The organism is Pseudarthrobacter sp. BIM B-2242, assembly GCF_014764445.1.
GTDB lineage: Bacteria > Actinomycetota > Actinomycetes > Actinomycetales > Micrococcaceae > Arthrobacter > Arthrobacter luteus_A.
On sequence record NZ_CP061722.1, the window covers coordinates 22,172 to 45,616 of the forward strand.

Genomic DNA, 23,445 nt, shown 5'->3' on the forward strand with positions numbered 1-23,445 from the left:
GATTTTTGGATAATTCCTGACGTGATAACGCCTGAAAAGTGTTGGCTGGCCTCGCCTGTGCGGGGGTACCATACAGGTATGGACGAAGAGCTGATTGGTCGACTGGTCAAAGAAGCCAAGGAGCTCGCTGCGGAAACCGAATCCGCCCGTGAAGCACTGTTGTCAGCTGCCCGGCGCCGGCAGGAGGCGATACTTGCGCTGAAGGCGGCAGGTCTCTCTGTGCGGGGAATTGCAGCGCGCCTCGGCACCAGTCCGTCCGTCATTCAGACTTCCCTTGCGACAGCCATTGCCCGGCACCCGGCGACAGCAAGGAGGGAAGAGCGCTTCCCTTACGAGCTCCACGTTCTCCTGGCTGCAAAGTTCCACGAGCAGCCCGAGCGGCTGCGCAGCATCGCCAAGTCGAACATCCAAAAGATGCGTGAAACACCGAGGGCAGCGATCGCTGAGGGCTGGCTGAACCGGTGGGAGGAAATCCTGGAACTGTCGGTGGATGAGATCGAGCAGGAGATGCTCAAGGACACCGATGAAGGACGCGACATGCGGCAGATCAGCCCCTTCGCCGGCGCCCTCGACAATACTGAGCGCATGGTCGCGATGAAGAAGGCTCAGCTCCTTGCGGCGAGATGAGCTTGAGCTTGCCATTCGTCAGGCGACACGGATTATCCAGCACGACCAGGTCGTCATTATCGGAAGTCAGTCGATTCTCGGCTCCTACACCGAGGACCAGCTGCCGACCGCTGTGACCATGTCCACCGAAGTGGACATCGCACCCATGCGGGATGAAGGAGCCCAAGAACTTACCGACCGGATCAGCTTCGTCGCCGGGGAGCTTTCCGACTTTCACAGAGAAAATGGCTTCTACATAGAGGGTGTCGAGAAGCAGACCGCCATTCTTCCCCCGGATTGGAAATACCGGCTCGTCATGGTCCGCGGCGAAGAAACAGACAACGCCACAGGCCTCTGCCTGGATCCACATGACCTTTGCGCAGCAAAACTCATGGCGTGGCGCCCCAAGGATTTTGAGTTTGTCCGTGCCCTCATCGACGGCCGGTTCATCGATCCCGTTGTCCTCGCAGAGAGGGTGGCCTCCATCGACATTCACGCCGTGGTAACCGATCAACCCCTGGAAGCTCTGGAGTACCGGCAGCGCGAGTCAGCGACCTGGCTCGCGAACTTTGCCAATCCGCGCGACTCCCGCCGACCCGCGGGCCCCACCGGCAGCGATCCCGACATAAGCCCCTAGGCAGCGGCCGCGTACTCAGGAGTGCTGACCGTGTACGCCTGCGCGCTGGCCGTGTAGCCGTCCAGGGGCAGCGGGTCTGTGCCGGCCAGGATGCCGTCCAGGCGTGGCTGGATGAAATTGCTAATGGTCTTGGGGCTGAGCTCGACACCGGTCCAGGCGCGGCCCATCTTCTGGGCGACGGCCAGGGTGGTCCCGGAGCCGGCGAAGCAGTCCAGGACGCGGTCACCAGGCTGGGTGGCTGCGGCAATGAGCCGTTCCAGCAGCGCCTCGGGCTTGGGGGTGTCGAAGTCGTCGCCCTTCTCGGTGCCGAAGATCAGCTCGGACTCGGCGCGGGCGTCCTCGTTAGTCGGCGATCCGTTGACGCGGAACGACTGCAGGTTGGTCAGAACCTTGCCTTTGGCTTCGGTGGAGAGGAAGGACGGGCGCAGCAGCGGCTTCGGGGCGATGAAAGCACCCGGGGTCTCCCCCATCTTGGTGACGGCGTCCTGGCCGTAGCGGAACGGGCCGGACATGCGGAAGGCGTTCTTGTTGGTGCCGTTCTCAACGATGAGGTCATCGAGCAGGGCCGATTCAATCGTCGGGGTGTTCATCTCCCCGGCCGGGACGGTGCGGTCGCTGAAGTTGAAGGTCATGGAGCCGGCCGGGAATTCGAGGACGGAGGGCTTGTTGCCCTTGTTGTGGACCGGGATCCGTTTGCCGACGGCGGTGGCGGAGTGGACCAGGGGTGCCATCTTGGACTTGTCCTTGGCGTAGATAAGGATGTGGTCGGTGACGTCGGCGAGCTGGGCGTGCAGGTACGAGGCCCGGTTCTTCTTCTCCCAAATCATCGTGCCGATGTAGTTCTGTTCGCCGAAGACGTCATCCATGACGCAGCGGACGCGGTGGATGTATTTGTCGTCCAGGTGGACGAAGACACTTCCATCCTCGGTGAGCGTGGCCCGCACCCCCGTGAGAGTCCGCTCCAGCATGGCCAGCCAGTCCTTCACGGGGGACGAGTCGCTGTACTGGGCGAACTTCCGGCCGGTGTTGTAGGGCGGGTCCAGGTAGGCCATTTTGACGGTGTTGTGCAGCTGGGAGTCAGCGAGGGCGATGTCGGCAGAGGCATTGAGCAGAAGGTTCATGCACTCTTCTATGCGGCTACACTCGCGACGGGCCTTTCCGCTCGGGAAAGACCGGTTTTTCGTTGCTGCGCCAGCCCGGGCAGTGCTCGTCAAGCCAGGTTGCCCGGTCAGGCCGCAGTGCTCCGAGGCGCTCCAGGGACTGCATGGTCCGCAGCCAGGTGGCGACCAGCCGCTCACGGGTTTCCGGGGCGGCCGGCTCCGGCTGGCGGCCGTGCAGCAGCAGGAAACTGGAGGCCTCGCGGGCATGGTTCAGCCAGGCTTCCTCGGCGGTGACCTGCCAGCCGGGGATCTCGTAGTCCAGGACTTCGAGGCGGAACGGGTCAAGGGTGCCGCGGGCGGCTCCGACGCGCTGGGTGTGCAGCCAGACACCCAGGGAGCGTTCGTAGGCGGAGGCGGCCGCCGGGGACGGCCAGGTACCCCTGTCGAGGTGAAATTCGGCGATGGCGGCAATGATGCGGCGTTCGTCCTGGCCGCTCACCCGGCACCGCCGCTGCGCCTGCGCAGGGGGCAGTTCCAGCCCGGCAGTTTGGCGTTCAGCCAGGCGAGACGCGGTGCAGCCAGCTTGCCTTTGCGGTGGACTGCACGCTGGGTGCCCAGCCACCGTGCCATCTGGCGCTCGTCCTCCTTGGACGGCACCGGCCAACGTTCGTGTTCCGCGATGAAGGCCACGATCCTGTCCGCCATGGCGGACCATGCGCCGTCGCGTCCGCTGTCGGCCGGCAGCCAGTCAGGGACGTTCTTGTTCAGCCAGTCCAGGCGCTTCTTGGGCAGCTTGCCGGACCGAGCCAGGAACCGCTGGTAATTCATCCACCGGTAGAGCACCGCGGTCTCGGATTCCCCTGCCTCGTAGGGCGGGGTGCCGCGGTTCAGGTCGACGTAGTCGGCCAGGTCTTCGGCGCGGGAGCGCCACTGGTGGTCGCTGTCTTCCTGCCAGCCGGGGACGTCCCGGTCCAAGGCTTCGCGGCGCTCCTGCTTCAGGGTGCCCTCGGCTTCAGCGCGGCGTTGTGCCAGGAGCCAGTTCCTGAGGTTTTCATCCAGCGGGTCGCCGGTGCGCATGCTCAACGCCAGGGCGGAGAGCTGGAGCTTCCAGCGGTCCTCGTGGGAGAGCCGCCAGCCGGGAATGTCCCGGTCCAGCTTCTCCATCTTGTCAACGTCCAGGCGGCGCTGCTGCGCGGCCCTCCGTTGTCCCCGGAGCCACTCGTGCAGAACGGTCTCATGGCCGTAGGATCCAGGCTCCGGCAGACGGTTGTGGGTGCGAACGAACATCACAACCCTGCGGGCTGCCCCCGTCCATGCGTCTGGCACTGCCGTTCCGGCCTTTCGGGTCGGACCCGCCCCCAGGGTCACTGCATAAGTCTGTACGTTCACATTACTTACTATGCAGCCGTGGCCGCGACGGGCGGCCGTTGTATTACCGCAGGTCAGCAGGGGTTCCCGGGACATGAGAAAGGCCCGGCCCCGGGGTGGGGTCGGGCCTTGGGTCGAGCTGCCTACGCGGCGAGGAGCTCGGTGGATGCCGCGGCGATTTCGGCTGCCTTCTTGGCGGCCGCTTCGGGGGTCATCGGCAGGCGGTCGGCCCACTCATCCATCTTGCCCGGGTTGAACCCACCCCAGGAGTCGGTGATGGTGCCGTCGGCGGCGCGGATGATGCACAGAGGCGCTGAGGCGACGCCGAGGCTGATGCCGAGTTCCCGTACGGCTTCCTGGTTCAGCTCGTTGTCCTCGTGCAGGCGGGCGTCAACGAAGACGATGCCGTTCTTCCTGGCCTTGCGGTGGGCGGCGCCGCACTGGACGCAGGCGGGCTTGGAGTAGATCTCGAGGGTGAAGTCGGAGCCTGCGGAAGTGTTGGCGGGGGCTTCGAGGACTGATGCGGTCATGGTGGTTGCCTTTCTGGCGTTGGTGGTGGTGTTCGGTTGGGTGGTGCGGGTAAATATCCTGTGTGCGGCGCTGCTGCGAATGTGTCAGGCAGCGACCAGTACGGAGCCGGCAGAGATCCGGTGCAGGAACTCCTCGGCCTCGGATTGCTTGGTGGTGACCTTGGTGAACCGGGTGACGGCCTTCTTGTAGATCGCCCTGGTCGGTTCCGGATAGGAGACCGGACCGGTCTTGAGCATCCGTGGATCCAGCAGGCCGACCAAACCGTAGTCGGAGACAGACCTGATGAGACGGCCGACGGCCTGTTCCATGAGCAGCGCGGCGTCGGAGGCGTACACCATCCGGTCCGCGGCCCACTTGTCGATCATCATGGCCTCCATCAGGGCCTCGGCGCGGGCGTCGTCCACGGGGTTGCCGGAGGCGCGCGGGACCCGGTCGATGGTGACCAGGGAGCAGGTGCGCCCCTTGGCGTCCACGCCCGTCATAAGCGACTTGGTGCCGACCAGGACGGAGGATTCGTCGTCGCGCCAGGCGTTGATGAGCTGGCGGGTGGCGATCCCGTCCCACTGGGAGTAGACCTTCCAGCGGCCCTTGGCGGCCCGGCGGAGTGCCTCCGCGTAGGCCTTGCCGGCAGTGGAGTTCGCAGACAGCACCAGGGCGGCCCCGGCGTTGGCTTCGACGAGCTCGACGTTCTTCCTCGCCGCCCAGGCCTGGTGGAGCTTGGTGTCGAACTTGCCGCGGCGTCCCGGTGCCCAGCCAGGGTAGAGCTCCTGGATCTCGGCGCCGGCGGGCTTGGGGATGTAGAGCATTGACGCTCCGTAGGCGTCATCGAACGGGGACGCGTAGGCGATGTTGTCCGCCGTCATCCCGGCCTGGTAGCCGAACCGGGCCGGCAGGGTGGCCGAGACGGCGATGACCGTCATCGGGTAGGTTTCGACCTCTTCAGGTTCGGCCGGCTCCCCTGCCTCGCGCATGGCGACGGTGACCGGGTCCTCCTCGTCGGGCATGACCGGGGCGGTCCACAGGTTCGACTGCAGGAGACCGCCGATGTTGACCGGGGAGGCGTTGGCAGCCCAGTACGGCATCTGGTTCTTGCTGTTGAGGCCGGGCTCCTTCTCCTCGATCCAGCGGGCGGTGCCGACCTTGTGCAGCTTCACGGAGGAGACGTTGGCGATGAAGCTGTCGAGCCTGCCGTTGAGCCGCTTGGCCTTGATGCGGATCTGGGTGTTGTTCGAGTCGGTGGCCTTTTCGAGACCGTTCTTGACCGACTTGGCCCAGGCGATCAGCATGTCGCCGGTCGCCTCGACCGGGTCCTGGTCCTCCTTGACCTTGTGGACTTCGCCCTTGCGGGTGCCGCGGGCGTAGCCTTCCAGTTCGGTGTTCAGCTCGATGCCCAGGGCCATGCCCTCTTTGATGAGCTTGTCCACCGCCGGGTCCAGATCGTCCAGCACCCGGCTGATGCCTTTGGCCAGGGACGTCACGGTCGCGGCCGAGACCTCGCAGGCGCCGGCGTTGCGGACGTTCGAGGGCAGGGTGTGGGCCTCGTCGATCATGATGATGTGGAATTCGCCGAGGGTCTTGTTCCCGACGATGACCGGGACACCCTTGGCGGCCTGGACGGCGAGCATCGAGTGGTTGGTCACCACGATGTCCGCTTCGGCGGCCTTGGCGCGGGCGGCACGGGGCTTGCACAGGTCATAGACCGGGCAGGAGTCGCCGATGCATTCGGACGGGCCGACGGAGATCATGTCCCACAGCTCCGGGGTGAGGTTCCCGGTGTAGGTCTGCTTGTCGCCGGCGGCGTCCTTGTCCAGGCCCAGCGCCCATTGCAGCAGCGGGATGCCGTTGATGACGTCGAAGGGGCGTCCGTCGACCAGGGGCCGGCGGGATTTGGGGAGCTTGTCCAGCCGGGCGGAGAGGGCTTTGAAGCTCAGTCGTTGTCCTTCGGTTCCGGTGACCGCTTCGGTGGTGTCGCGGACGGCCTGCAGGCAGACGTAGTTGGCGAAGCCTTTCAGCATGGCCACCTCCGGCCGGGTGCCGGTGACTTTCTCGCAGGCTTCGGCGGCATCCGGGGCGTCCTTGTCCATGATCTGACCCAGCAGGGACAGGGATTCGGTGCTGAGGATGGTGCGCTGGCCCAGTTCGGCGGCGGCGATCATGGCCGGCGCCAGCAGGGCCAGGGACTTGCCCACCCCGGTGGGGGCGACGGCGATTGTGTGCCCGGTGGTGTTGATGGCGTGCTCGATGGCCTCCGTCATGGCCTTCTGGCCGGGCCGCGGCTCGGCGTCCGGGATGCCGGTGGCGACGCGGACGGCTTCGGTCAGTGCGCGGATCATCATGGTGTCCTCTATGCGTTCAGGGTCCCCACGGCCGTCACCGGCGCGAGGGCCAGGGAGGTGCAGGGTGCGGGTGGTACAGACAGGTAGGCCCGCCACAGGTGATCCCGTGGCGGGCCCGGGCGGATCCGACATCCGCCCCATACGCAGGGTTGTGCAGGCCCTACGCGGTCTTGGGTTTCCGTTGACGGCCGGAAGTGCCGGTGGAGGGCTTCGGGGCCTCCTCAGGGGCCGCCTGGAGTTTGCCGAAGCGGAACAGCGGGCCTTCGCGCTCAACCACCCACTGGCGGTGCAGCGCCCAGGCTTCTCCGACGGCCAGGACGGCGACGGCGGAGTCGGTGAAGGTGGTGGTGAACAGCAGGCAGATGGCCGCCCACCGGTACCAGCGGCGGAAGCCGTTCTTCAGCAGGATCATGGTGAGCAGGCCGGGCAGTGCCAGCAGCAGCGGCAGCAGCCAAGAGATCGTCTCGCTGGTGTACGGGGCGATGAAGAGAAACTGCGCGTGAAGGTAGGCGACCGCTGAGACGGCGACCCAGAGGCCCGGGGTCTTCCAGTTGAAGGCGCGCAGGCGGCCCATGAACGTGCTCGGGGCGGGCGTTTCGGTGCTCATGCTGCGGCGGCCGATGCCGGGGCCTTCACCTCGACGTCGGTGAGGTTGCGGATCAGCTGGTCCAGCTGGGCGTACAGGGCCTGCTCGGTCGTCCCGAGGCGCTGGCCCTTGTGCTTCAGGGCGCGGGCGAAGACCTCCGGGGCCTTCATCACGGCGATGCTGCGGCCGGCGATCCGCTGTTCGCGGTACTCGGAGCCGGTGCTGTCGAACGAGGAATACGCCTCGAATTCCAGGGCGATGAACGATTCGCAGACCTCGTCAGCGACCCGTGACCAGTTCCGGGGCGGGCCCATGGACTTCACTGCGGCACGGAAGGAGCGCAGGGTGGTGCGGGACGGGCGGACCCGGTCGGCGAGGACGGCCTCGACCAGGGTCAGGGCGACCTTGGGGTCGGTGGTGGCGATGGCTTCGAGGTTGTTGTAGGCGAAGTCATCCCACAGCGGCAGGAAACCGGGGTCCACCGGGCTGGTGATCTGGTCGGCGTCGCCGCCAACGAGGCGGTACATCTCAGTGACGGACCGGTGGGCCAGGGACGGGTCTTCGGTGAGCAGCGCCGAAAGGCGGCGGCGTTCTTCGAGCCGGGGACGGTCCAGGGCAGGAATGTCGTAGGCGTGGGTAAGGGACGCAGCCTGTGCTTCCAGGCGGGAGTTGTCGCGCAGGTGGCGCTTGCGGGCGCTGAGCCAGTCGGCGGCGACGAGCATGCGCTGCCCGGCGTCGGCGGCCTCGATCATTTCGGCTGATTCTTCACGGGTCTGGGTGTGGAAGACCATGCTGGCGCGGGAGCGGAACCGGATCTCGTCGTTGACGACCGAAACGATCGGCTCAACGAGGTCGTACTTGTCGGTTCCGGTGCGCAGGTTGCGGGAGATGGAGTTCCTGGCGACGCGGAGCAGCTGGCGGGCCCAGCCGGTGACGGAGGCGCCGTCCAGTCCGCGCTGCAGGTCGTAGCCGCCCTTGGTCTGCTGCATCATCTTAACGACCATGAGCTCTTCCATCTCGGCGGTGACGTCCACGAGCTGCTGATGGCTGGTGTACGGCTTCTCACCGGCGACGGTGGCGGCGATGCCGGAGCGGTGGAGGGCGTCTGCGAGGGCCTTGCGGGTATCGATGTCGGAGAGCTGTCCGTCCGCGTAGCGCTGGAGGATCTCCCGGCAGTATGTGTCGGTGTCGGAGGTCTGGAGTGTTTGCACGCTCCTTATGTGTGCGGCCCCGGCAGGAAAAGTGCACAGCAAATTGCTGTGAACTATGTCACTCATCGTGTGGGTAGCTTCAGCCCGGCGTGTTGCCCCGACACGCCGGGCTGAAGGGTCAGACGGCCGCCAGCAGCAGTTCCTGCTTGCGCTCGTTCAGGTCGTCGGCGTTGGTCGAGGCCAGCTTCAGGAACGCCGGCGGCAGGACGATCTGGACCGGAACACACCGGCCGGCCAGGTCGGAGTAGTACCCGACCGTGCCGCGCAGGACCTTCTTGGAGACCGGGTCGCGCAGGGCCCGCATCGAGCTCCAGTTCGGCGCCACGGTGCCGCCTTCGCCGAGCATGGCCTTGCCGGTGATGCGGTTGAGCCGCTCATCCGTGGCCTGGAGCTTGAACAGCTCCAGCGCCGCCCGGGCCTCGTCCTTGTCCTCGATGGGCAGGATGAGTCCGCGGGAGATGTAGCCGGCCAGGCCAGCCTTCAGCGGGTCGGAGGCACGCTGGGTGTAGAGCTCAGGGAGCACCTGCTGGGACCGGGCCAGACGGCCGAGACGCTCAACCTCGGCCTTGCCGGCGCCCAGGAAGACCCAGGCCTCGTCAAGGTGGATGGCGCCGCCGCGGCCGGTGAGGGCCATGGCAGAACCGAACACCATCATGCGGACCAGGGCGAGGGACACCTTCTGCATCACCGAGGCCGAGGCCATGGCCCCGGGTTCGGGCAGATCCAGGTGGGTGTTGCCGACCTTGATCAGGGTGATGCCCTCGTTGATGGACAGCGCCTTGGTGTGCGGGTCCACGCCGACACAGGCACGGAACAGTGGCGAGGTGTTGGCCAGGTCGAAGATCGGATCGACCAGCGCGGGCGTGGCCTTGCCGTCCTCTTTGGCGATCAGGAGGGCCTGGCCGACACAGGTGGCACCCTTGGAGACCCCGTAGGACAGGGCCGTGTACAGGTGGACCTCGAACTCCCTCGCTTTGCCGCCCCACGGGTCGATGGAGGCGAGCATGGACACCGCCAGTTCCACACCCACGGTGGGGTTGTGGGAGAAGCGCAGCGGGTCGAAGATGCCGTCGGCTTCCTTCAGGTCATCCAGGGACGCGACCTGGCCGCCGTGGCCGAGGACCGTCGGTGAGTGGTCAGACCCGGTCTTGGGGTCGATGATCACCTGGGGCCCGCCGAGCTTGGCGAACTGGATCGCCTTCCAGAGCAGCACCATGGTCTTGCCCGAGCCGGTGGCGCCCAGGTTGACGAAGATCGGGGCCGCGTCGCCGGAGGAGGCTGCCGTCGGGGACTCGTAGGCGGGCTGGCTGTCGCGTTCGGTGAAACCGAGCAGGGCGCCGTCCTTGTCACCGACGGTGGACAGGGACTGGATCCCGGAGCATGCCACGGTCTGGATGGGCAGGTCGTGCAGGTTCGGGTTGGCCCGGACCCCTGAGCAGAGCATCATCTCGGCCAGGGCCTGGCGCTGCCGGAAGTTCATGATCCGCAGGTTGGCCGCGGACCGGGGACCGGCCTGGGTGATGTCTTCGATCTCGCCGTCGAACGCGACGAGCACCGAGGCGTCCACCAGGGTGGGCGAACCGCCGTTGGCGTAGACGTTCTCGACCGCCTCGAGGGTGGCCAGCATCTCCTCCTGCCGGGCATCCTCCATCTTGTTGTTCTTGTGGCGTTCGTTGATGTCGTCCATGTAGCGCTTGCGCTGGCGGCGCAGCTCGGCGCGGGTGACCTTGGCGGGCTCGATGCTCCCGCGGATGGAGATCGCGACGGCGCCGTCCTCGACAAGGCCGGTGGCCCAGTGCGCGGCGGTCGACTCGGAGGACTCAAACTCGAAGTTGAAGTCTTCCAGAGTCGCAAAGGTCAGGGACCGGTGCTTGGGGATCCTCGGCCACTTGGTGCAGTCTTCCCGGCCGGCGTCGTTGGCCATGCGCACGGCCTTGGTGTCGGCGAAGATGTGCAGGTGGTCCGAGTGCGGCAGGTCCACCGTGTCGGGGAACTCGCCCTGGTTCCACCAGGAGTTGGCCATCGACAGTTCCTGCGCCGTGGGGGTGGAGAGGCCGGAGCGGGCCAGTGCGGCGTCGACCTTGCGGTAGTCGTCGTCGAAGTCGCTCAGCGGTGTGCCGCCGCTGACCAGTGTTTCGACCACGGAGTCCAGGGCCTTCTGCCAGCCGCCGTTGGAGCCCACCTTGGCGACCAGGCGCACCGCGAGCAGGGCGATGCGCTTCTCGGTGACCTGGGTCGGGAAGGATTCCTTGAGGAACCCGGCGATCTTGTGGCCGGACGGGTTGTAGAGCTTGGCCACGTTGACCAGCAGCAGCTGGTGCTGGCGGTAGGAGGACCGGGACATGGAGCGGCGGTTGCCGGTGGTGGTGGCCATCGCTGCCAGCTCTTCGTAGGCGGCCATGAGGGGCATGTACACGTTCATGCGTTCCTCGACGGACTTGGCGTCCGCGACCGGTTCCAGCGGCAGTTTGCGGACGATCCACATGTCGCCCCCGATGCCGAGCAGCCGGCCGTCGGAGAGCTTGGTGCGCACCATCGTGGAGACGGATGGTGCGGTGGTGTTGGCGGGGGGCATGACTACTCTCCTGCGCTCGGGGCCTGCGGGGCGGTGCCCAGGGTCGGGATGGAAGACGGGGAAGCTGCCGGGGCCGGCGCCGCGGGGGCGGCTGCCTGGGACTCAGCGGTGACGGCCTTATCCACCCCTTCGGAGGTGATCTTGCGGCCATCGACGGCGTTCATGTACTCGGTCAGGGATTCCCCGGTGCCAACGCCGCCCCAGGCGACAACCACGGGGGCTGCCGTGTCGGCCTTCTTGATCAGCACGTCGTAACTGACCTTGGACGGGGTCTCGGTGCGTCCGAGGACCTGGCCCTGCCACTGCACGGCGAAGGTGACCCGCGCGACGACGTCAGTGGGCTTGGTGGAGGTGTCGGCCTGCGGGTCGAGCCGGGCGCCGGCGTCGGTGACCTGAACGGAAGTCGCGGTGACCTTGCTCAGCGGCACGTAGGAGCGGTTGTCGGCCGTGTCCCCGACAGCCAGGCGCAGCTTGTCCGGGTTGCCGGAGCTGAAGGCCTCCACCCAGGCGTTGACGGACTGGATGACCGGGTCCGAGGGGCTGACCTTGGCCAGGTTCGGCCAGGACGTAAGGTTCGGCCACTGGGCTTTGTCGTCCGGGGCCCTGGGGATCAGTGCCGGCTGGCCGATGACCTGGGCGCCGCGGACCTTGGAGAATCCGACCTGCACGGTCGTGTCGAAGACCTGTCCGGTGGCGGCAGCGACCGTCATGTGATGCAGCTGCAGGCCCTGCTTCTCGGTGGTCTGGTTGTTGTCCGGGTTCACGGTGACCTCGGGTTCGACCTGGATGTCCACGCCGTCCCAGGAGAGCAGCTGGCCGCCGGGCAGCGGTGAGGGGGTCTGGGCCAGCCAGGTCTGCACCGCCAGCATTGCCGCCGGCTTCGTTTCGGAAGTCAGCGGGCTCTGCTGGGCGACTGCAGCCGGCTTGGCGTCCAGGACCTTGGGCACGACGGCGATGTTGCACAGTGCCGACAGCGGGAAGGCGACAAAGACGATGCCAAGAATGCTGTTCCGGTAGAGCTTCTGCCGCTTGGCGGCGCGGTCTTTCAGCTCGATGTCGGCGCGGGGCAGCTCCTCGGGGTTCTCAAGCCAGCCCAGCGCCGAAGCGCTCTCGTTCTTGCGGTTCTTCCTTGCCATGATTGCCTTCCGGGGTGGAGCTTAGGAGCGCTTGATGAGCTCGCCGGCGTCAGCGAGATCGCGCTTGGATTCATCGGAGAGGGACGCGATGGCCTTCACGAGGGCCAGGCCTGCCTTGGCGACGGCCTGCGGCGGAGTCGGGGTGCCGACGGCGTCCAGGGTGTGAAGCAGGGCCCAGACGTCCTTCTGGCGGCCGCGCTCCAGGGCGGTGGCGGTGACGCCGGCCTCCCACGGGGCGTCCTTGATGGCCACGGAGATTTCGTCCAGGTCGGCCACGGCGGTGCCGGAGGCGCGGGGCGCGGACATGATCGCGGTGGCCAGGTCGACCGGGTCGGCCGAGCAGCCCAGCAGGGTCGCTGCCAGGACGCGGGTGCTTTCGGGGGCGGCGTTGACCTCGATGGCCTTCGCGGCGGTCTTGCGGATCACGGCGCGGTTCGCCTTGGCCTGGTTGCGGGCCTTGGACTCACCGGTGGCGGCGTTCTCCTCTGCGCTGCCGGCGTCTTCTTCGGCGTCGTTTCCTGCCTGGTCGTCCAGGTCCAGCGCGTAGCTGTCGTTCTCGCGCTCAACCTCGTGGTCGGGCTCGTGGTGCGTGGCTTCGTCCTGGTGGGAAGGGTAGGTGATGGGCTCGTATGTCGGGGCTGACACGGGTGGTGCTCCTTCTCTTAGGGTCGCCGCTGAACATGCGTAGATTTCCGGTGACGGGCCGAAACGCGGAAGAGCCCCTGCCACGCGGGGTGACAGGGGCTCTGGCGGGGCGGGTTTAGCGCTTCATGTCCTTGGCGGCGCGTGCCCGGCCGTTTTCGAGGTCCTCGTCTGTGATCGAGGTGTCCTCGCCCAGGTCGTCCACGTGCTGGAGGATGCGGAACTTCTTGTCCGGCGTCTTGCCGACCTGCATTTCCACGTACAGCAGGACGCGGTGGCCGATCATGTTCTCGCGCAGGTCCTTGGCGAAGGCGGTGACGGAATCGTTGCCTTCGACGATCTCGGTGCGGACCGTTTCGAGGCCGTGCTCGTCACGGTCGGTGCCGGTCTTGATGACCACGAAGCCGCGCTTGGAGGTCTTTTCCTTGCCGACGTAGACGATGGTGCCGACGAACTTCTTCGCCTCGTCCAGGATCTGGATCGTCCGTGCGACGTTGGAGCCGTCGGACAGCAGCGTGGTGAGACGCTTGGCGTTGGCGATCAGCCGGGTGTCCCATTCGGAGGACGAGTCACCCACGGGGCCGGTCATGCTGACGGCGCCGAGGATGATGTTGTTGCGGGTAGCGGTGTCGATGCTCAAAGGGGTCCTGCTTTCTTGGAGAGGGTGGTGCCGGGTGGGGGTGGGGGCTTGCTAGGCCGCTGATTCGTCGTCGTCAGGGAAGAGCCATGCCTCTTCGGCTCCGGCGCTGTCAGCGTTCTTCTCGGCCTTGATCGGGGTCACGGTGGCGACCTCCTCGGCGGGAGCCTCTTCCTTCGCAGGAGCTTCGGCCGGGGCGGGGGCTTCTTCCTTGGCAGGTTCGGCCTTGGCACCGCGCGGGGCACGCTTGGCAGGAGCCTTCACGGCTTCAGCGGGGGCGACACCGGCCAGTGCGGCCCATGGGCGCTCCGGGGCTTCCTCGCCGTAACCTTTCAGCGCCACCGAGGTCAGTGCCTTGGTGCGTCGCAGGGCGGCTTCGGCCCAGGCATCCCAGGCTGCTTCATCCTCGCCAAAGGGCAGGGGCAGGGACTGGAGCACCGAGCGGAACACACCGCGCAGGCGGGTGTTGGCACCGTCCTGTGTGGAGCGGGAGCCGGTCCAGTGGTACTGGGCCTCAGCGACGATGGACAGGAACGTGAAGTTCAGGGCGTTCACCAGCGAGCCCTTGGGTTCAATGCCTGCCTTGGTCAGTTCGTCCAGGGCCAGTGATGCGGTGCCGAACGCGGCGGTGGAGGCGTAGGAGTTCGGGTTCAGTTCGCCGTTGACAGTTTCAACCCACGGCTTCGGTTCTTCGGTAAAAGTCATTTCATCCTCTGAGGACTCGGTTTTCGGGGTCATCCCCCTGGCATACATGTGTGCGGCGCGGTTGCCTTCCCTCTCCGCGGCGGCGAGGTCTTCGTCGGAGATTTTGGACAGGTCAGGGGCGAACAGGACCAGGTTGTCGTCCTCGTCGATCTGGCTGTCCGGCAGCGGCACGGAGGGTGCTGCAGCGGCGCCGGGACGCAGGGACGGGATGCCCAGGTCGGTGGCCGAAAGCAGGCCCTCGATCTTGGCTTCCTTGCCTTCGGCCTTGGCGACCGGGCAGGCGTTCACCAGCGGGCACCAGCCGCACAGGGCAGAGACCTTGGTAGGGAACGAGGCGTTCTTCATGTACTTGTTGTGCCGGTCCCAGGAGAGCTTGAAGGTTTTGAGGGTCTTCGCCATCGCCTTCTCGGACAGGTCCACCTCACGCTTCTCACCGAACTTCGTGTAGAGCACGTAGGCGCCGACGGCCTTCTCCCCGGTCTTCGCTTCCAGGGCCGCTGCGTAGACGCGCAGCTGGTCACCATGATCGTCGCCGAAGCGGAGGTTGTAGGTGGAGGGGACCTTGCCGGACTTGTAGTCCTCGGCGATCAGGCCCTCCTGGCCCTTGAACCGGCCGTAGTCGGCGACGCCCTCCCGGACGCGGTCGATGAACCCGTTGCTCGGGACGGTGTTGATGGTCAGCCCGTCGATCTGCAGCTCCCGGCCCCAGACGTTGATGGAGCTGGGATCCTCGATGGTCCACAGGCCCTCGTAGGCGGTGCGGACTTCCTGCTTCCAGCGGTAGCGGTTGATCAGCGTCTCGGCGCGGACGTTGTCCGGCGCATCCGGGTTGTCGGCCCAGAGGGTGTCGGCGTTGCGCTCCACGATGGCCGCGGCGGTTTCCAGGGTGCGCATCGAGGGGTCGTACTGGTCGATGTCGAACAGGTCTTCCAGGACGGCGTGGGCGGACGTTCCCAGCGGTGCCGGGTCGAACGGGTTCTCCTCCTCGGAGCGCAGCAGCCGCTCCCCCACCCAGCGGGCGGCGCAGGACTGCATCGACTTGGAGGTGGAGGCTGAGAGGGCCTTACGCCTCAGCTTCTTTTCGACAAGGTTCTCACCGGTGACGACGAGGGTTTTCCCGTCCCAGGCAAGCTTGTCGTGGAGCAGTGGCGTGTGGTTGGTCATATGGTTTCTATGCGTCCCAGGCCCCGACGGGTGTCACTTTTTGCGCGTTTTGGCCCGATCAGCAATGGCCATCGTGACCGACCAGTGACCGACCCAATGACCACCGCTGCTTCCCAGTGCTGACGCGAAATTTGGGCGATGGGCGACCAGACCGACCAGTGGGAGGTATGCCTATAGGAGAGAAGGCATGTAATGGGGAAGAACGAGGATCCCTATATGTAGTAGTAGTTAACTGATCGGTTTGATCGGTCATATATATATAAGGGCCCTGCTTCCCAGTGCTGGCGCGGAATTTTATGGGCGACCAGGTGGTCGCCATCTGGTCGCCATGGTCGGTCAGAATCACCGAAAAACAGCCCAAAAGGGCCCTGCTGCTGTTCCCGGCACCTTCCCGGCGGGCACCGGCGTCCCGCTGTCCCCGCTCCGGCTGCTGCCTGCCCGCCTCCAGGGCACGCAAAAGTCCCGCCGCACCGTGGGGCGCGACGGGGCTTTCAGTCCGGCACAGGGCCGTCCAGGGCCTTAGTCCACGATGTCGTCTTCGTGGTCATTGACCCCGCCGCCGAGGATGGTGTCCACCGGGATCGGAACACCCGTCGGGCGCATCCTGCCGGCCCCGGTCCCGACCGAGAACCGGACCGTGTTGACCAGGGCTCCGCGGCTGTTCACCTGGCGGGTGATCGAGGACGGGTTGAGGTTCTCATCCCAGATCGAGGCCCAGGCAGAGCCGGTGCCCTGGCCGTGCTGGATCAGGGTCGGGTAGGCCGTCTGTGCCTTGGAGAATGCGGTCTCGACGTCGAACAGGATGATCTTCTCCCCGTTCTTCGTCACGACCGTCCCGATGGAAGGCCCGTTGGCTTTGAGCTTGCCGTCCGAGCCGGAGCCGACGGACCAGCCCAGGCGGTGGTTGGCCATGGCCCCGGAGTCGTCGGTGCCCTCGATGGGCGCCACAGAGGGGTCATCGGCGTTGACCACGTGCGCACCGCCGGAGGCCAGCAGCGCCGACAGGGCACGGACCAGGGAGGTGCCGGGCGAGGACTTGGCGTTCTCCGCGTGGGCGGAGGAGACCAGGGAGATGATGTCCCGGCCCAGGCCGTCCTTGAGGGAGAACAGGTCCAGGAACTCATCCTCCATCTCCAGCTCGTCGGCGAACAGGCGCAGGATCTCGAAGGTGAGCAGTACGTCAGCGGCCAGGGACGACGTGCGTTCCAGTGAGCCGGTGGAGGTGCCCATTTCCTTCATGATCGCCTCGGTGGAGGACTGGATTCCGGTGCGCAGCTCCTCCATGCGGGTGAAGAAAGTCGCCCAGCCGCCGGGGGTGCTGATCGCCGTCTGGCGGATGAAGCGGATCAGGTGCCCGGTGAACCGTGCCGGCACGCCGCGCTCCTTGGCCAGGTCGTTGATGGCATCCGTGGGGACACGGGACGCCGCCAGCTTGCCGTGGCCGATGTACGCCGGGATCAGGCGCTCCTTCGCCGACGGGGTGGTCAGCTCGTTCTCGGCCGTGATGATCAGCTGGGCGATCGGCTTGTTGACCTTCCGGGCGCTCATGTCCGCGTTCATGCGGCCCTTGGTGGCGTTGTTGAAGATGGACCGGGTCAGGTCGGCCAGCTTGCCGTCCTCGGCTTCGGCCTGACGCTTGATCGGCGACGGGGCCAGGTCATCGACCACCCAGATCGGGGTCCGGGAGACACAGGTTTCGATGTACGCGACCGTGTCCTTGGCCGAGCCGGGCAGCTGGTCCTGCCAGGTGGACAGGTTCTTGGCCCAGAAGTACATCATCGCCTTGGCGCTCCAGGACTTGCCCTTGCCCTTGGGACCCCACAGGTAGATGGTGGAGCGGGGCCGCAGCGGGATGGTCGGGCGCAGGGCGCCGGCCAGCACCAGGGCCGCGGTGGAGCGGTCCTTCCAGGCACCTGCAGTGATGTAGGTGCCCACGACGTCGCGGAAGTCCTGACGGATCGATTCACGGACCGTCTCATCGTCCAGGTCGTCGCCGACCTTGCTGACGCCGACGCCGAACATGTCCGCGACAGGGATCTCACCCGTGCCGACCCCGGAAACGGTGGCGCCCTCGGTGGCTTCACCGATCACCTGGCTGCCGACGATGAACACCGGGTCGGAACCTTCGACCGGCACCCAGCCCATCTGCTGCCAGCGGGTCCGCTGGACCGTCTCGGCGGTGCGGTGCGTCTTCAGGGCAGCCAGCCAGGACTCACCCTTGGCCGCGCGCGGCGGCCAGGCCGGGTGGCACAGGATGTTGTCGGGGATGATGGCCTTCTGCCGGACCCAGTCGGCCGGGGTGAAGTGCAGGATGGTCTTGGGCCCGACGATGATGCCCTTGTCATCCTTGCCGCCCAGGGTCCAGGCGACCTCGATTTCGACGATGGCATCGTCAATGTCATGGGCCTGCACGTTGGGGTCGAAGATGCCGGTGCGCAGCTCGTCGTCGGTGGGCTGGCGGCGGGTTTCCATCGTCTTGATGCGTCCGCCGAGGTCGACAATCTTGGTCCACTTGTAGGAGCCGATGGTGCCGCCGGGGCCGTCGTTTACCGCGGTGCATTCCTCGACGGTGAACCCGTCCTTGGAGACCCGGACGGCGCCGTTGTATTCGTTGTCCGAGCGCGGCGGGGCGTCGGGCAGGCTGGCTTTCAGGCCCAGCAGGAGCATGTCCCAGGTGCCGTGCTTGGCCAGGTAGTCGTCGATGCCGGCCTTGGCGAGGGTCCCGTCGTCGTCGCTGGGGACAACCGGGGAGAGGAACATGACCGGTTCCATCTTGGACTTGGTTTCCAGCGATTCGGAGAGCTTGAAGGCAGCGGCGTGCACGTGCGGGTTGATGCCCGTGTCGGCGTCGAAGGCGATCCACGCCTCCCGGCCCTTGAGCTGGATTTCGCGCCAGTCGATCGGGTTCTGGTGGGTGTTCCAGATACCGGCGATGGACAGGATCAGGATGCGCTTTTCCTCGGGGATCGCGTTCAGCATCTCGCGCAGCCTGTCGGAGGGGTCCCCGTCGCGCGGGTCGTAGGCCAGCTGGTCGTAGGGCACACCGTTGGCGTGCAGGTAGGCCGAGAGCGCGGCGTCGCCCTTGAGCAGCCCTTCGGCGAACATGACCACGGGGGTGCTGTCGATCCAGTTGACCGGGGTGCCCGGGTGCAGGTCCAGGGGCGTTCCGGCGGAGGCGATGAACTCGTACTTGATCGGCTTTTCGTGCTCGTTCAGCTCCGGCACGCCGGGGCGGACCTGGTAGGTGAACGGCTTGGCCAGGGTCTTGTCACGGTTGGCGATCTGGATGTCGGCGACGGAGTACCAGGGCATCTGCATGCCGTCCTTGCCGTGTGCGGCCAGGGTGCGCTTGAGCCGTGCCGGCTGGCCTTTCTGGCTGCGGGCGGGGCCGACGTTCATGATCTTCGCCTCGGTGGCGTAGTTCGTCTCGTCCAGACGCTTGTAGCCGCGGGCGGCGGCGACCAGCGGGGCGACACCGGAGTCTGCCAGTTTCGCGGCGCCGGAGCCGGTGATGAAGGCGGCGTAGTCGCGGGCTGCCCAGGACGGCAGCGATGGCGGGTAGTCCGGGGCGCTCATGAACTCCATAGCGTCGCCGGCAGGCGGTGCGGGAGGAGCGGGCGGGGTGGCCGCAGATGAGGACAGGGTGCCGGAATCGTGTCCGGCACCCTGCTGTGCTGTGGTGGTGTCGTTGTCCATGGCCTTTTCTATGCACCATGGGCCACGACGGCGGTCACCGCCTGAGATCAGACGTCGTCGGCGGTAATCCCGAACGCTTCGGAGGCGACCACGACGGCGTATTCCTTGATCTTGCGGATGTAGGACCGTGCCGTGGAGCGCGAGACGCCAAGCACGTCGGCGATCTCCTCGGGGGTCCGGATCAGCGGCGGGCCGTCGGTGCGGTACAGGCCCGAGAGCCACAGTTCCGCAGCCTCGCCGAGCCGGTCGTTGTACTCGGAGGTCCGCTCCACCAGGAGCTTGATGAACTTGGGCCCCTCCACCGGGTGCAGGACGAAGTCCGCGTCGATGGTGCCTGCCCGGTCGTGGTCGTCCACGTCCGCGCTGGCCCGCCACACGTGCAGGTCATCGACGGTGGCGATGACGCCCTGCTTGACCGGGTTGGCGCGGTTGGCGCGCATCTTGGCGTTGTGCGCCTCGACGATCTCCTCGTCCCCGGGTTCCCGGCCGAGTTCGTAGCGCATCTCGTCGCGGGTCTGGTTCAGCAGCCGCACCCGGCGCCAGGTGGAGGACATTTCCGAGGCCGGGGACATCTCCCGGTCCAGGAAGTTGCGCACCATCTGCTTGGAGCGCATTTTCAGCATCGCTTCCCAGATGTTCACCTGGTCCAGCTCGTCCTCGTCAGCGAGCTGTTCGGAGAGCATGACCCACGCCTCGCGGGCGACGATGGAGGCGAAATCCTCACCGTGCTGGGAGGCGGCGACACCGAAGTTCCGGCACAGGGAGAAGCCGATCTGGTTGAACAGGCCCTGGCGTGCGGCGAAGAAGTCCTCGATCATGTTTTCGCGCTGGCGGCCGGTGGCTGCAGCGATGGCACGAACCGCGTCATGAGTGTTCTCAGACATCGCTACTCCTCACATAGGGAAAGCCGGGCCACAGGGGTCCGGTTTTGGGTTGGAAGGCGTCCAGCCAGGCCGCAAAACGGCGGCCCCCGGCCCGCGGATCCAACAGCCAGCCCACGGTGAGGTGCCTGGGATCAATCTTACCGCCAATTACTCCGGCGATGTGAGCAATTACGGCGTCCGCACGCTTCCTCCCCCAGCCCTGCTGCGAGAGCAGGATCTGGCGCAGGGACAGCTTCAGAAGGGGCCGCGCTTCAGGCCGCGCAGCCTCCTTCATCAGGTCCGACGGGGTGAGGGTCCCCTCGTTGATGTGCATCAGCCATTCAGCCCGGATTCGGGACGCTGCCCGGCGTGCGGTGTTGAGGGCGGAAACGTCGAAAACCGGCGGAGCTCCCATCAGGCCATGGCTCCTTCCAGGGGCTCCACGGCTGCCATCATGTGGGTTTCGGGCAGCAGGCGGGTGCAGGAGGCCATGGCGTCGGGGCGCACCGACAGGGCAGCCTCGGCGCGGGTGACGGAGAGCCGGTCCTTCGGGTAGATCTTCCGATACTCCTCGACGATCACTGCGACCTCGGCGCGCGGGTGCTTCAGGGCCACGGCACGGACCTTGGGTCCGATGTGCGGGTCACCGATCTTCCGGCGGATCTCCGTCTCGGCGTCCCGGCGCAGGTGCTTGATCATGTACTTGAACGGGTCGACCTTCACGAAGCAGTCCGGCGCCAGGCACAGTTCGATCAGACGGAACACGGAGCCGGGCTTGTCCTTGCCGGTCTCCTCGTCCAGTTCGCCGAACATCATCAGGTTCTGCACCTGCTCCAGGCCCTGGGCGTCGAGCATGGGCACGACGTTCCCGGAGGTCTGGCCGATCTCGTGGCTGACGGCGCTGTGGGCGACGTGCAGCTGCTGGACCAGCTTGGGCTCGATGGATCGGATGAGCTCCCACCGGGCCGTGGCGCCGGCCTCAACGAGGCGGCGCAGCTCGTGGATGACCCGGGTGCGGGTGGACTCGCCGACGAAGACCGGCTCGGCCAGTGACGGCATGTCGGTGACGCGGGCGACCGCCGGTGACCCCGGGCGGCTGACCAGCTTCGACTGGCCGGCCATCTGGTGGCCCATGCCCAGGGTCCGGTACGTGACGGGCACCGAGGCGCCGGAGACAACCCGGACCATCGGGGCTGCCCAGTCGTTGCGGACCGGCATCAGCAGCTGGCCCGCGGCCTTCCCGGCCCGCGTTTCGGCGGTGGCGAAGGCCCGGCTCTTACGGCCGACGTCGATGAGCGGACGCTGCCAGGACCAGGCAGGCAGGATCGCCAGCCCGGCCCGTTCGGGCAGGGCACGCACGTCGCGCAGCAGGTCCTCCGCGGCGCGGCCGTGCAGGACTGCTTCCAGCCGGGAGCACAGCACGTCCAGGCCGGGGTGGCGGGAGTCGGTGGTTTCCACCTCCTCCACCGGGATGGCAACTACGCTCACGCGGCAGCCTTCTTTCCTGCCAGCCGGCCCCAGAAGCCGACCTTCGGGGACTTGGGAGCCTTGGCGCCCCGGGCAGGAGCAGCAGCCTCAAGCTGGGCGGGACCCTCGGCGATGCGGCGGAATTCCTCGTTGCCGGTGATCCGCAGCAGTGCCGAGGACAGCGCGGTGCGCATCTGGTCGTTGGTGACCTCGGTGCGTCCGGCGTTCATGTTGTCGCGGATGGTGTCGTCGTTGGTGACGGAGCCCAGGAAGGTGGCGCGGCCGCTGAAGTGGGCGTGCAGCTTGGCGGCGTCCTTGACCTGGACCTCGGGAACCTTGTTGACGAAGATCATCTGCCGGTCCGGGGCGACCCCGAGGGAGGCGAACTTGCGCAGCCGGGCGTTGAGGTTGTTCACGCCCACCGGGGTCATGTCGGCCACGCCGATGCCCCACGCGTCCTGGACCCAGGCCGGGACGAGAAGCTCGGAGAGCACCCGGGTGCGGTCGATCGCTTCAATGATCTGGGTGTCGAGGATGACGACGTCGGCGTTGCGGCGGCAGTACTCGATGACGGCGCGGTAGGTGGTGTTGGTGACGATCTCGCCGTCGTCGATGTCTTCCGGCGGTGCGGCCACGAAACCGAACTTGATCTCACCCAGGCCCTGGCGGGGCGCCGCGGCGTTGATCGTTGCCGGGGACAGCACGGAGGACTCGACGTTGCCGATCGCAGCGTTGTAGATGGTGGGCACGTCGGTGCGGTTCAGGCGCAGGTAGGTGCGCAGGTCGCCCTGGCCGGAGTTGCCGTCGATGAGGATGGTGCGCAGGCCTGCATCGGCGCACAGCTGGGCCAGCTGCAGCGCGGTCGTGGTCTTGCCCACCCCGCCCTTGCCGGACCAGGAGATGATCAGCGATGCCAGGCCCGCGGCGGACCGTCCGGTGCCGTGCAGCTTGGCCGCCTCGAACGAGTCGAACACGGAGGCTGCGTCGTGGCCGCCAGTGTAGGCAACAGGTGCCGGGGCATCCCAGCCGGACTGGACGGGCGCAGCAACAGGTTCCGGTGCGCTCCAGGACATTTCGGCGGGCGCTGCGGGAGCAGGAGCCGCTACCGGAGCGGGGGCAGGTGCAGGTGCTGCGGCAGGGGTGTTCCAGCCGAGGTCATCTGCCATCTGCTGCGCCGGTTCCGGAGCTGCCGGTGCCGGCCAGGTCTGGGTGGCCGGTGCGGCCTGGACCGGAGTCTCTGCAGCAACGGAGTCCCAGCCGAAGTCCTGGGCGGGCTGGACCGGCGCGGACACCGGTGCAGGAGCGGCAGGAGCAACAGCAACGGGTGCGGTCTGCACGGGCTGGACCGGAGTCTCGGCGGCCACGGTATCCCAGCTCAGCTCATCAGATGGCTGGGTCGGTGCCGGCTGGTACTGCTGCGTCGGCGCTGCGGGTGCTGCGGCAACCGGGGGAACCCAGTCCTCTTCCGGCGGGACCGGGGTGAAGGAGAAGCCGGCCGTGGGAGCCGCTCCCTGCACGGGGAACGGGTCGTCGGCAAACGGATCCAGTGCGCTCGGATCCTGCAGGTTGGACGGGGCAGCCTCGGTGGCCAGACCGAAGAGGTCTGCGGCGGGGGCTGCAGGAGTCTGCTGGACCGGCGCCGGGGCGGGGTCGCCGAAGTCCAGGTCCGGCAGCAGCTGGAACGCCGGGTCGGCCTGGGGTGCGGGAGCAGCCGCGGCCGAGGGGAAGGAGACGTCACCGCCTGCGACGGCGGGCAGGCCGACGGCCGCCAGGACGCCGTTCAGCGTCGTGGGCAGGGTGATTTCCGCCACGGTCTCGGACATGATGGACGGCTCGCCGCCGGACCTGACAACGGCGACCCGGATGGGGGCCACCGACTGGATGCGTTCGACCCAGGCGCGCAGCCCGGCAATCGGCTGGTCGGTGACGATGATCGGGAAGGCGCCGAAGGTCGCGAAGCCCTCTTTGACGGCGGCGATGCCGCCCCGGAAGTCCGGTCCGGTGACGACATGAAGGCCCAGGCTGTTCAACGCCCCGGCCAGCTCTGGAAGCTCAATGAGGCCGATGCGGGGAATCTGGCCTGCGTAGGAAGATGAAGTGTTCACGCCCTCTTCTATGCGGCGCACCTCCCGACGGGCCGTCAATGTGGACGCAAGTGCCCGGGAAGCATTAGATTTGTGCCTAA

19 protein-coding genes are annotated in these 23,445 nt (G+C 66.9%); 2 read left to right on the forward strand and 17 right to left on the reverse strand.

Features of this window, described 5'->3' with window-relative positions:
• Positions 1-78 precede the first annotated feature (78 nt).
• Together IDT60_RS20245 and IDT60_RS20250 are read left to right on the forward strand one after the other, a co-directional pair.
• Positions 79-627, forward strand: a complete 549-nt coding sequence (locus IDT60_RS20245; RefSeq protein WP_191082311.1) for a helix-turn-helix domain-containing protein — start codon at positions 79-81, stop codon at positions 625-627.
• Positions 614-1,243 carry a DUF6036 family nucleotidyltransferase gene (locus IDT60_RS20250; protein ID WP_191082312.1) on the forward strand — a complete coding sequence of 210 codons (630 nt, stop codon included), beginning with the start codon at positions 614-616 and terminating at the stop codon, positions 1,241-1,243. The genes IDT60_RS20245 and IDT60_RS20250 overlap by 14 nt, the downstream gene beginning before the upstream one ends.
• Here IDT60_RS20250 and IDT60_RS20255 read toward each other — a convergent pair.
• From IDT60_RS20255 to IDT60_RS20335, 17 genes are all read right to left on the reverse strand, one after another.
• Positions 1,240-2,364 (reverse strand): site-specific DNA-methyltransferase, encoded by a 1,125-nt coding sequence (locus IDT60_RS20255; RefSeq protein WP_191082313.1) that lies wholly within the window; start codon positions 2,362-2,364, stop codon positions 1,240-1,242. The genes IDT60_RS20250 and IDT60_RS20255 overlap by 4 nt on opposite strands.
• 16 nt (positions 2,365-2,380) lie before the next feature.
• Entirely contained in the window at positions 2,381-2,842 is a 462-nt protein-coding gene (locus IDT60_RS20260; RefSeq protein ID WP_191082314.1) for a hypothetical protein, read from the reverse strand.
• Positions 2,839-3,630, reverse strand: a complete 792-nt coding sequence (locus IDT60_RS20265; RefSeq protein WP_191082315.1) for a helicase associated domain-containing protein — start codon at positions 3,628-3,630, stop codon at positions 2,839-2,841. Before IDT60_RS20265 ends, IDT60_RS20260 begins: the two co-directional genes overlap by 4 nt.
• A 224-nt stretch (positions 3,631-3,854) precedes the next feature.
• On the reverse strand, positions 3,855-4,241 hold the full coding sequence (locus tag IDT60_RS20270; protein ID WP_191082316.1) for a glutaredoxin family protein: 387 nt from the start codon (positions 4,239-4,241) through the stop codon (positions 3,855-3,857).
• A gap of 84 nt (positions 4,242-4,325) precedes the next feature.
• A complete protein-coding gene (locus IDT60_RS20275) occupies positions 4,326-6,578 on the reverse strand; it encodes an ATP-dependent DNA helicase (protein ID WP_191082317.1) in 2,253 nt (750 codons plus the stop codon).
• Positions 6,579-6,738: 160 nt separating this feature from the next.
• Positions 6,739-7,185 (reverse strand): hypothetical protein, encoded by a 447-nt coding sequence (locus tag IDT60_RS20280; RefSeq protein WP_191082318.1) that lies wholly within the window; start codon positions 7,183-7,185, stop codon positions 6,739-6,741.
• The gene (locus IDT60_RS20285; protein ID WP_223884050.1) at positions 7,182-8,375 is read right to left on the reverse strand and encodes a hypothetical protein; all 1,194 of its coding nucleotides are present in this window, start codon (positions 8,373-8,375) and stop codon (positions 7,182-7,184) included. Before IDT60_RS20285 ends, IDT60_RS20280 begins: the two co-directional genes overlap by 4 nt.
• Positions 8,376-8,493: 118 nt before the next feature.
• Positions 8,494-10,950, reverse strand: a complete 2,457-nt coding sequence (locus IDT60_RS20290; protein ID WP_191082320.1) for an ATP-binding protein — start codon at positions 10,948-10,950, stop codon at positions 8,494-8,496.
• Between the two features lie 2 nt (positions 10,951-10,952).
• Complete coding sequence (locus tag IDT60_RS20295) at positions 10,953-12,086, reverse strand: hypothetical protein (RefSeq protein WP_191082321.1); 1,134 nt, start codon at positions 12,084-12,086, stop codon at positions 10,953-10,955.
• 21 nt (positions 12,087-12,107) lie between these two features.
• Positions 12,108-12,731: a hypothetical protein gene (locus IDT60_RS20300; RefSeq protein WP_191082322.1), complete on the reverse strand. Its 624-nt coding sequence runs from the start codon at positions 12,729-12,731 to the stop codon at positions 12,108-12,110.
• Positions 12,732-12,846: 115 nt separating this feature from the next.
• On the reverse strand, positions 12,847-13,368 hold the full coding sequence (locus IDT60_RS20305) for a hypothetical protein (RefSeq protein ID WP_191082323.1): 522 nt from the start codon (positions 13,366-13,368) through the stop codon (positions 12,847-12,849).
• Positions 13,369-13,419: 51 nt separating this feature from the next.
• Positions 13,420-15,234, reverse strand: coding sequence for a PD-(D/E)XK nuclease family protein (locus tag IDT60_RS20310; protein ID WP_191082324.1), 1,815 nt, complete (start codon positions 15,232-15,234; stop codon positions 13,420-13,422).
• 519 nt (positions 15,235-15,753) lie between these two features.
• Entirely contained in the window at positions 15,754-18,930 is a 3,177-nt protein-coding gene (locus tag IDT60_RS20315; RefSeq protein ID WP_191082325.1) for a hypothetical protein, read from the reverse strand.
• Positions 18,931-18,977: 47 nt separating this feature from the next.
• Positions 18,978-19,814: an HTH domain-containing protein gene (locus IDT60_RS20320; protein WP_191082326.1), complete on the reverse strand. Its 837-nt coding sequence runs from the start codon at positions 19,812-19,814 to the stop codon at positions 18,978-18,980.
• Entirely contained in the window at positions 19,807-20,208 is a 402-nt protein-coding gene (locus IDT60_RS20325) for a hypothetical protein (RefSeq protein WP_191082327.1), read from the reverse strand. The genes IDT60_RS20320 and IDT60_RS20325 overlap by 8 nt, the downstream gene beginning before the upstream one ends.
• Positions 20,208-21,281, reverse strand: a complete 1,074-nt coding sequence (locus IDT60_RS20330; protein WP_191082328.1) for a hypothetical protein — start codon at positions 21,279-21,281, stop codon at positions 20,208-20,210. The genes IDT60_RS20325 and IDT60_RS20330 overlap by 1 nt, the downstream gene beginning before the upstream one ends.
• Positions 21,278-23,365 (reverse strand): ParA family protein, encoded by a 2,088-nt coding sequence (locus IDT60_RS20335; RefSeq protein WP_191082329.1) that lies wholly within the window; start codon positions 23,363-23,365, stop codon positions 21,278-21,280. The genes IDT60_RS20330 and IDT60_RS20335 overlap by 4 nt, the downstream gene beginning before the upstream one ends.
• Positions 23,366-23,445: the final 80 nt, after the last annotated feature.

Coding starts and splice junctions, on each gene's coding strand:
- IDT60_RS20255 (WP_191082313.1), bottom strand. CDS start 2,364: ATGAACCTTCTGCTCAATGCCTCTGCCGACATCGCCCTCGCTGACTCC.
- IDT60_RS20325 (WP_191082327.1), bottom strand. CDS start 20,208: ATGGGAGCTCCGCCGGTTTTCGACGTTTCCGCCCTCAACACCGCACGC.
- IDT60_RS20320 (WP_191082326.1), bottom strand. CDS start 19,814: ATGTCTGAGAACACTCATGACGCGGTTCGTGCCATCGCTGCAGCCACC.
- IDT60_RS20280 (WP_191082318.1), bottom strand. CDS start 7,185: ATGAGCACCGAAACGCCCGCCCCGAGCACGTTCATGGGCCGCCTGCGC.
- IDT60_RS20290 (WP_191082320.1), bottom strand. CDS start 10,950: ATGCCCCCCGCCAACACCACCGCACCATCCGTCTCCACGATGGTGCGC.
- IDT60_RS20315 (WP_191082325.1), bottom strand. CDS start 18,930: ATGGACAACGACACCACCACAGCACAGCAGGGTGCCGGACACGATTCC.
- IDT60_RS20275 (WP_191082317.1), bottom strand. CDS start 6,578: ATGATGATCCGCGCACTGACCGAAGCCGTCCGCGTCGCCACCGGCATC.
- IDT60_RS20265 (WP_191082315.1), bottom strand. CDS start 3,630: ATGTTCGTTCGCACCCACAACCGTCTGCCGGAGCCTGGATCCTACGGC.
- IDT60_RS20270 (WP_191082316.1), bottom strand. CDS start 4,241: ATGACCGCATCAGTCCTCGAAGCCCCCGCCAACACTTCCGCAGGCTCC.
- IDT60_RS20310 (WP_191082324.1), bottom strand. CDS start 15,234: ATGACCAACCACACGCCACTGCTCCACGACAAGCTTGCCTGGGACGGG.
- IDT60_RS20295 (WP_191082321.1), bottom strand. CDS start 12,086: ATGGCAAGGAAGAACCGCAAGAACGAGAGCGCTTCGGCGCTGGGCTGG.
- IDT60_RS20245 (WP_191082311.1), top strand. CDS start 79: ATGGACGAAGAGCTGATTGGTCGACTGGTCAAAGAAGCCAAGGAGCTC.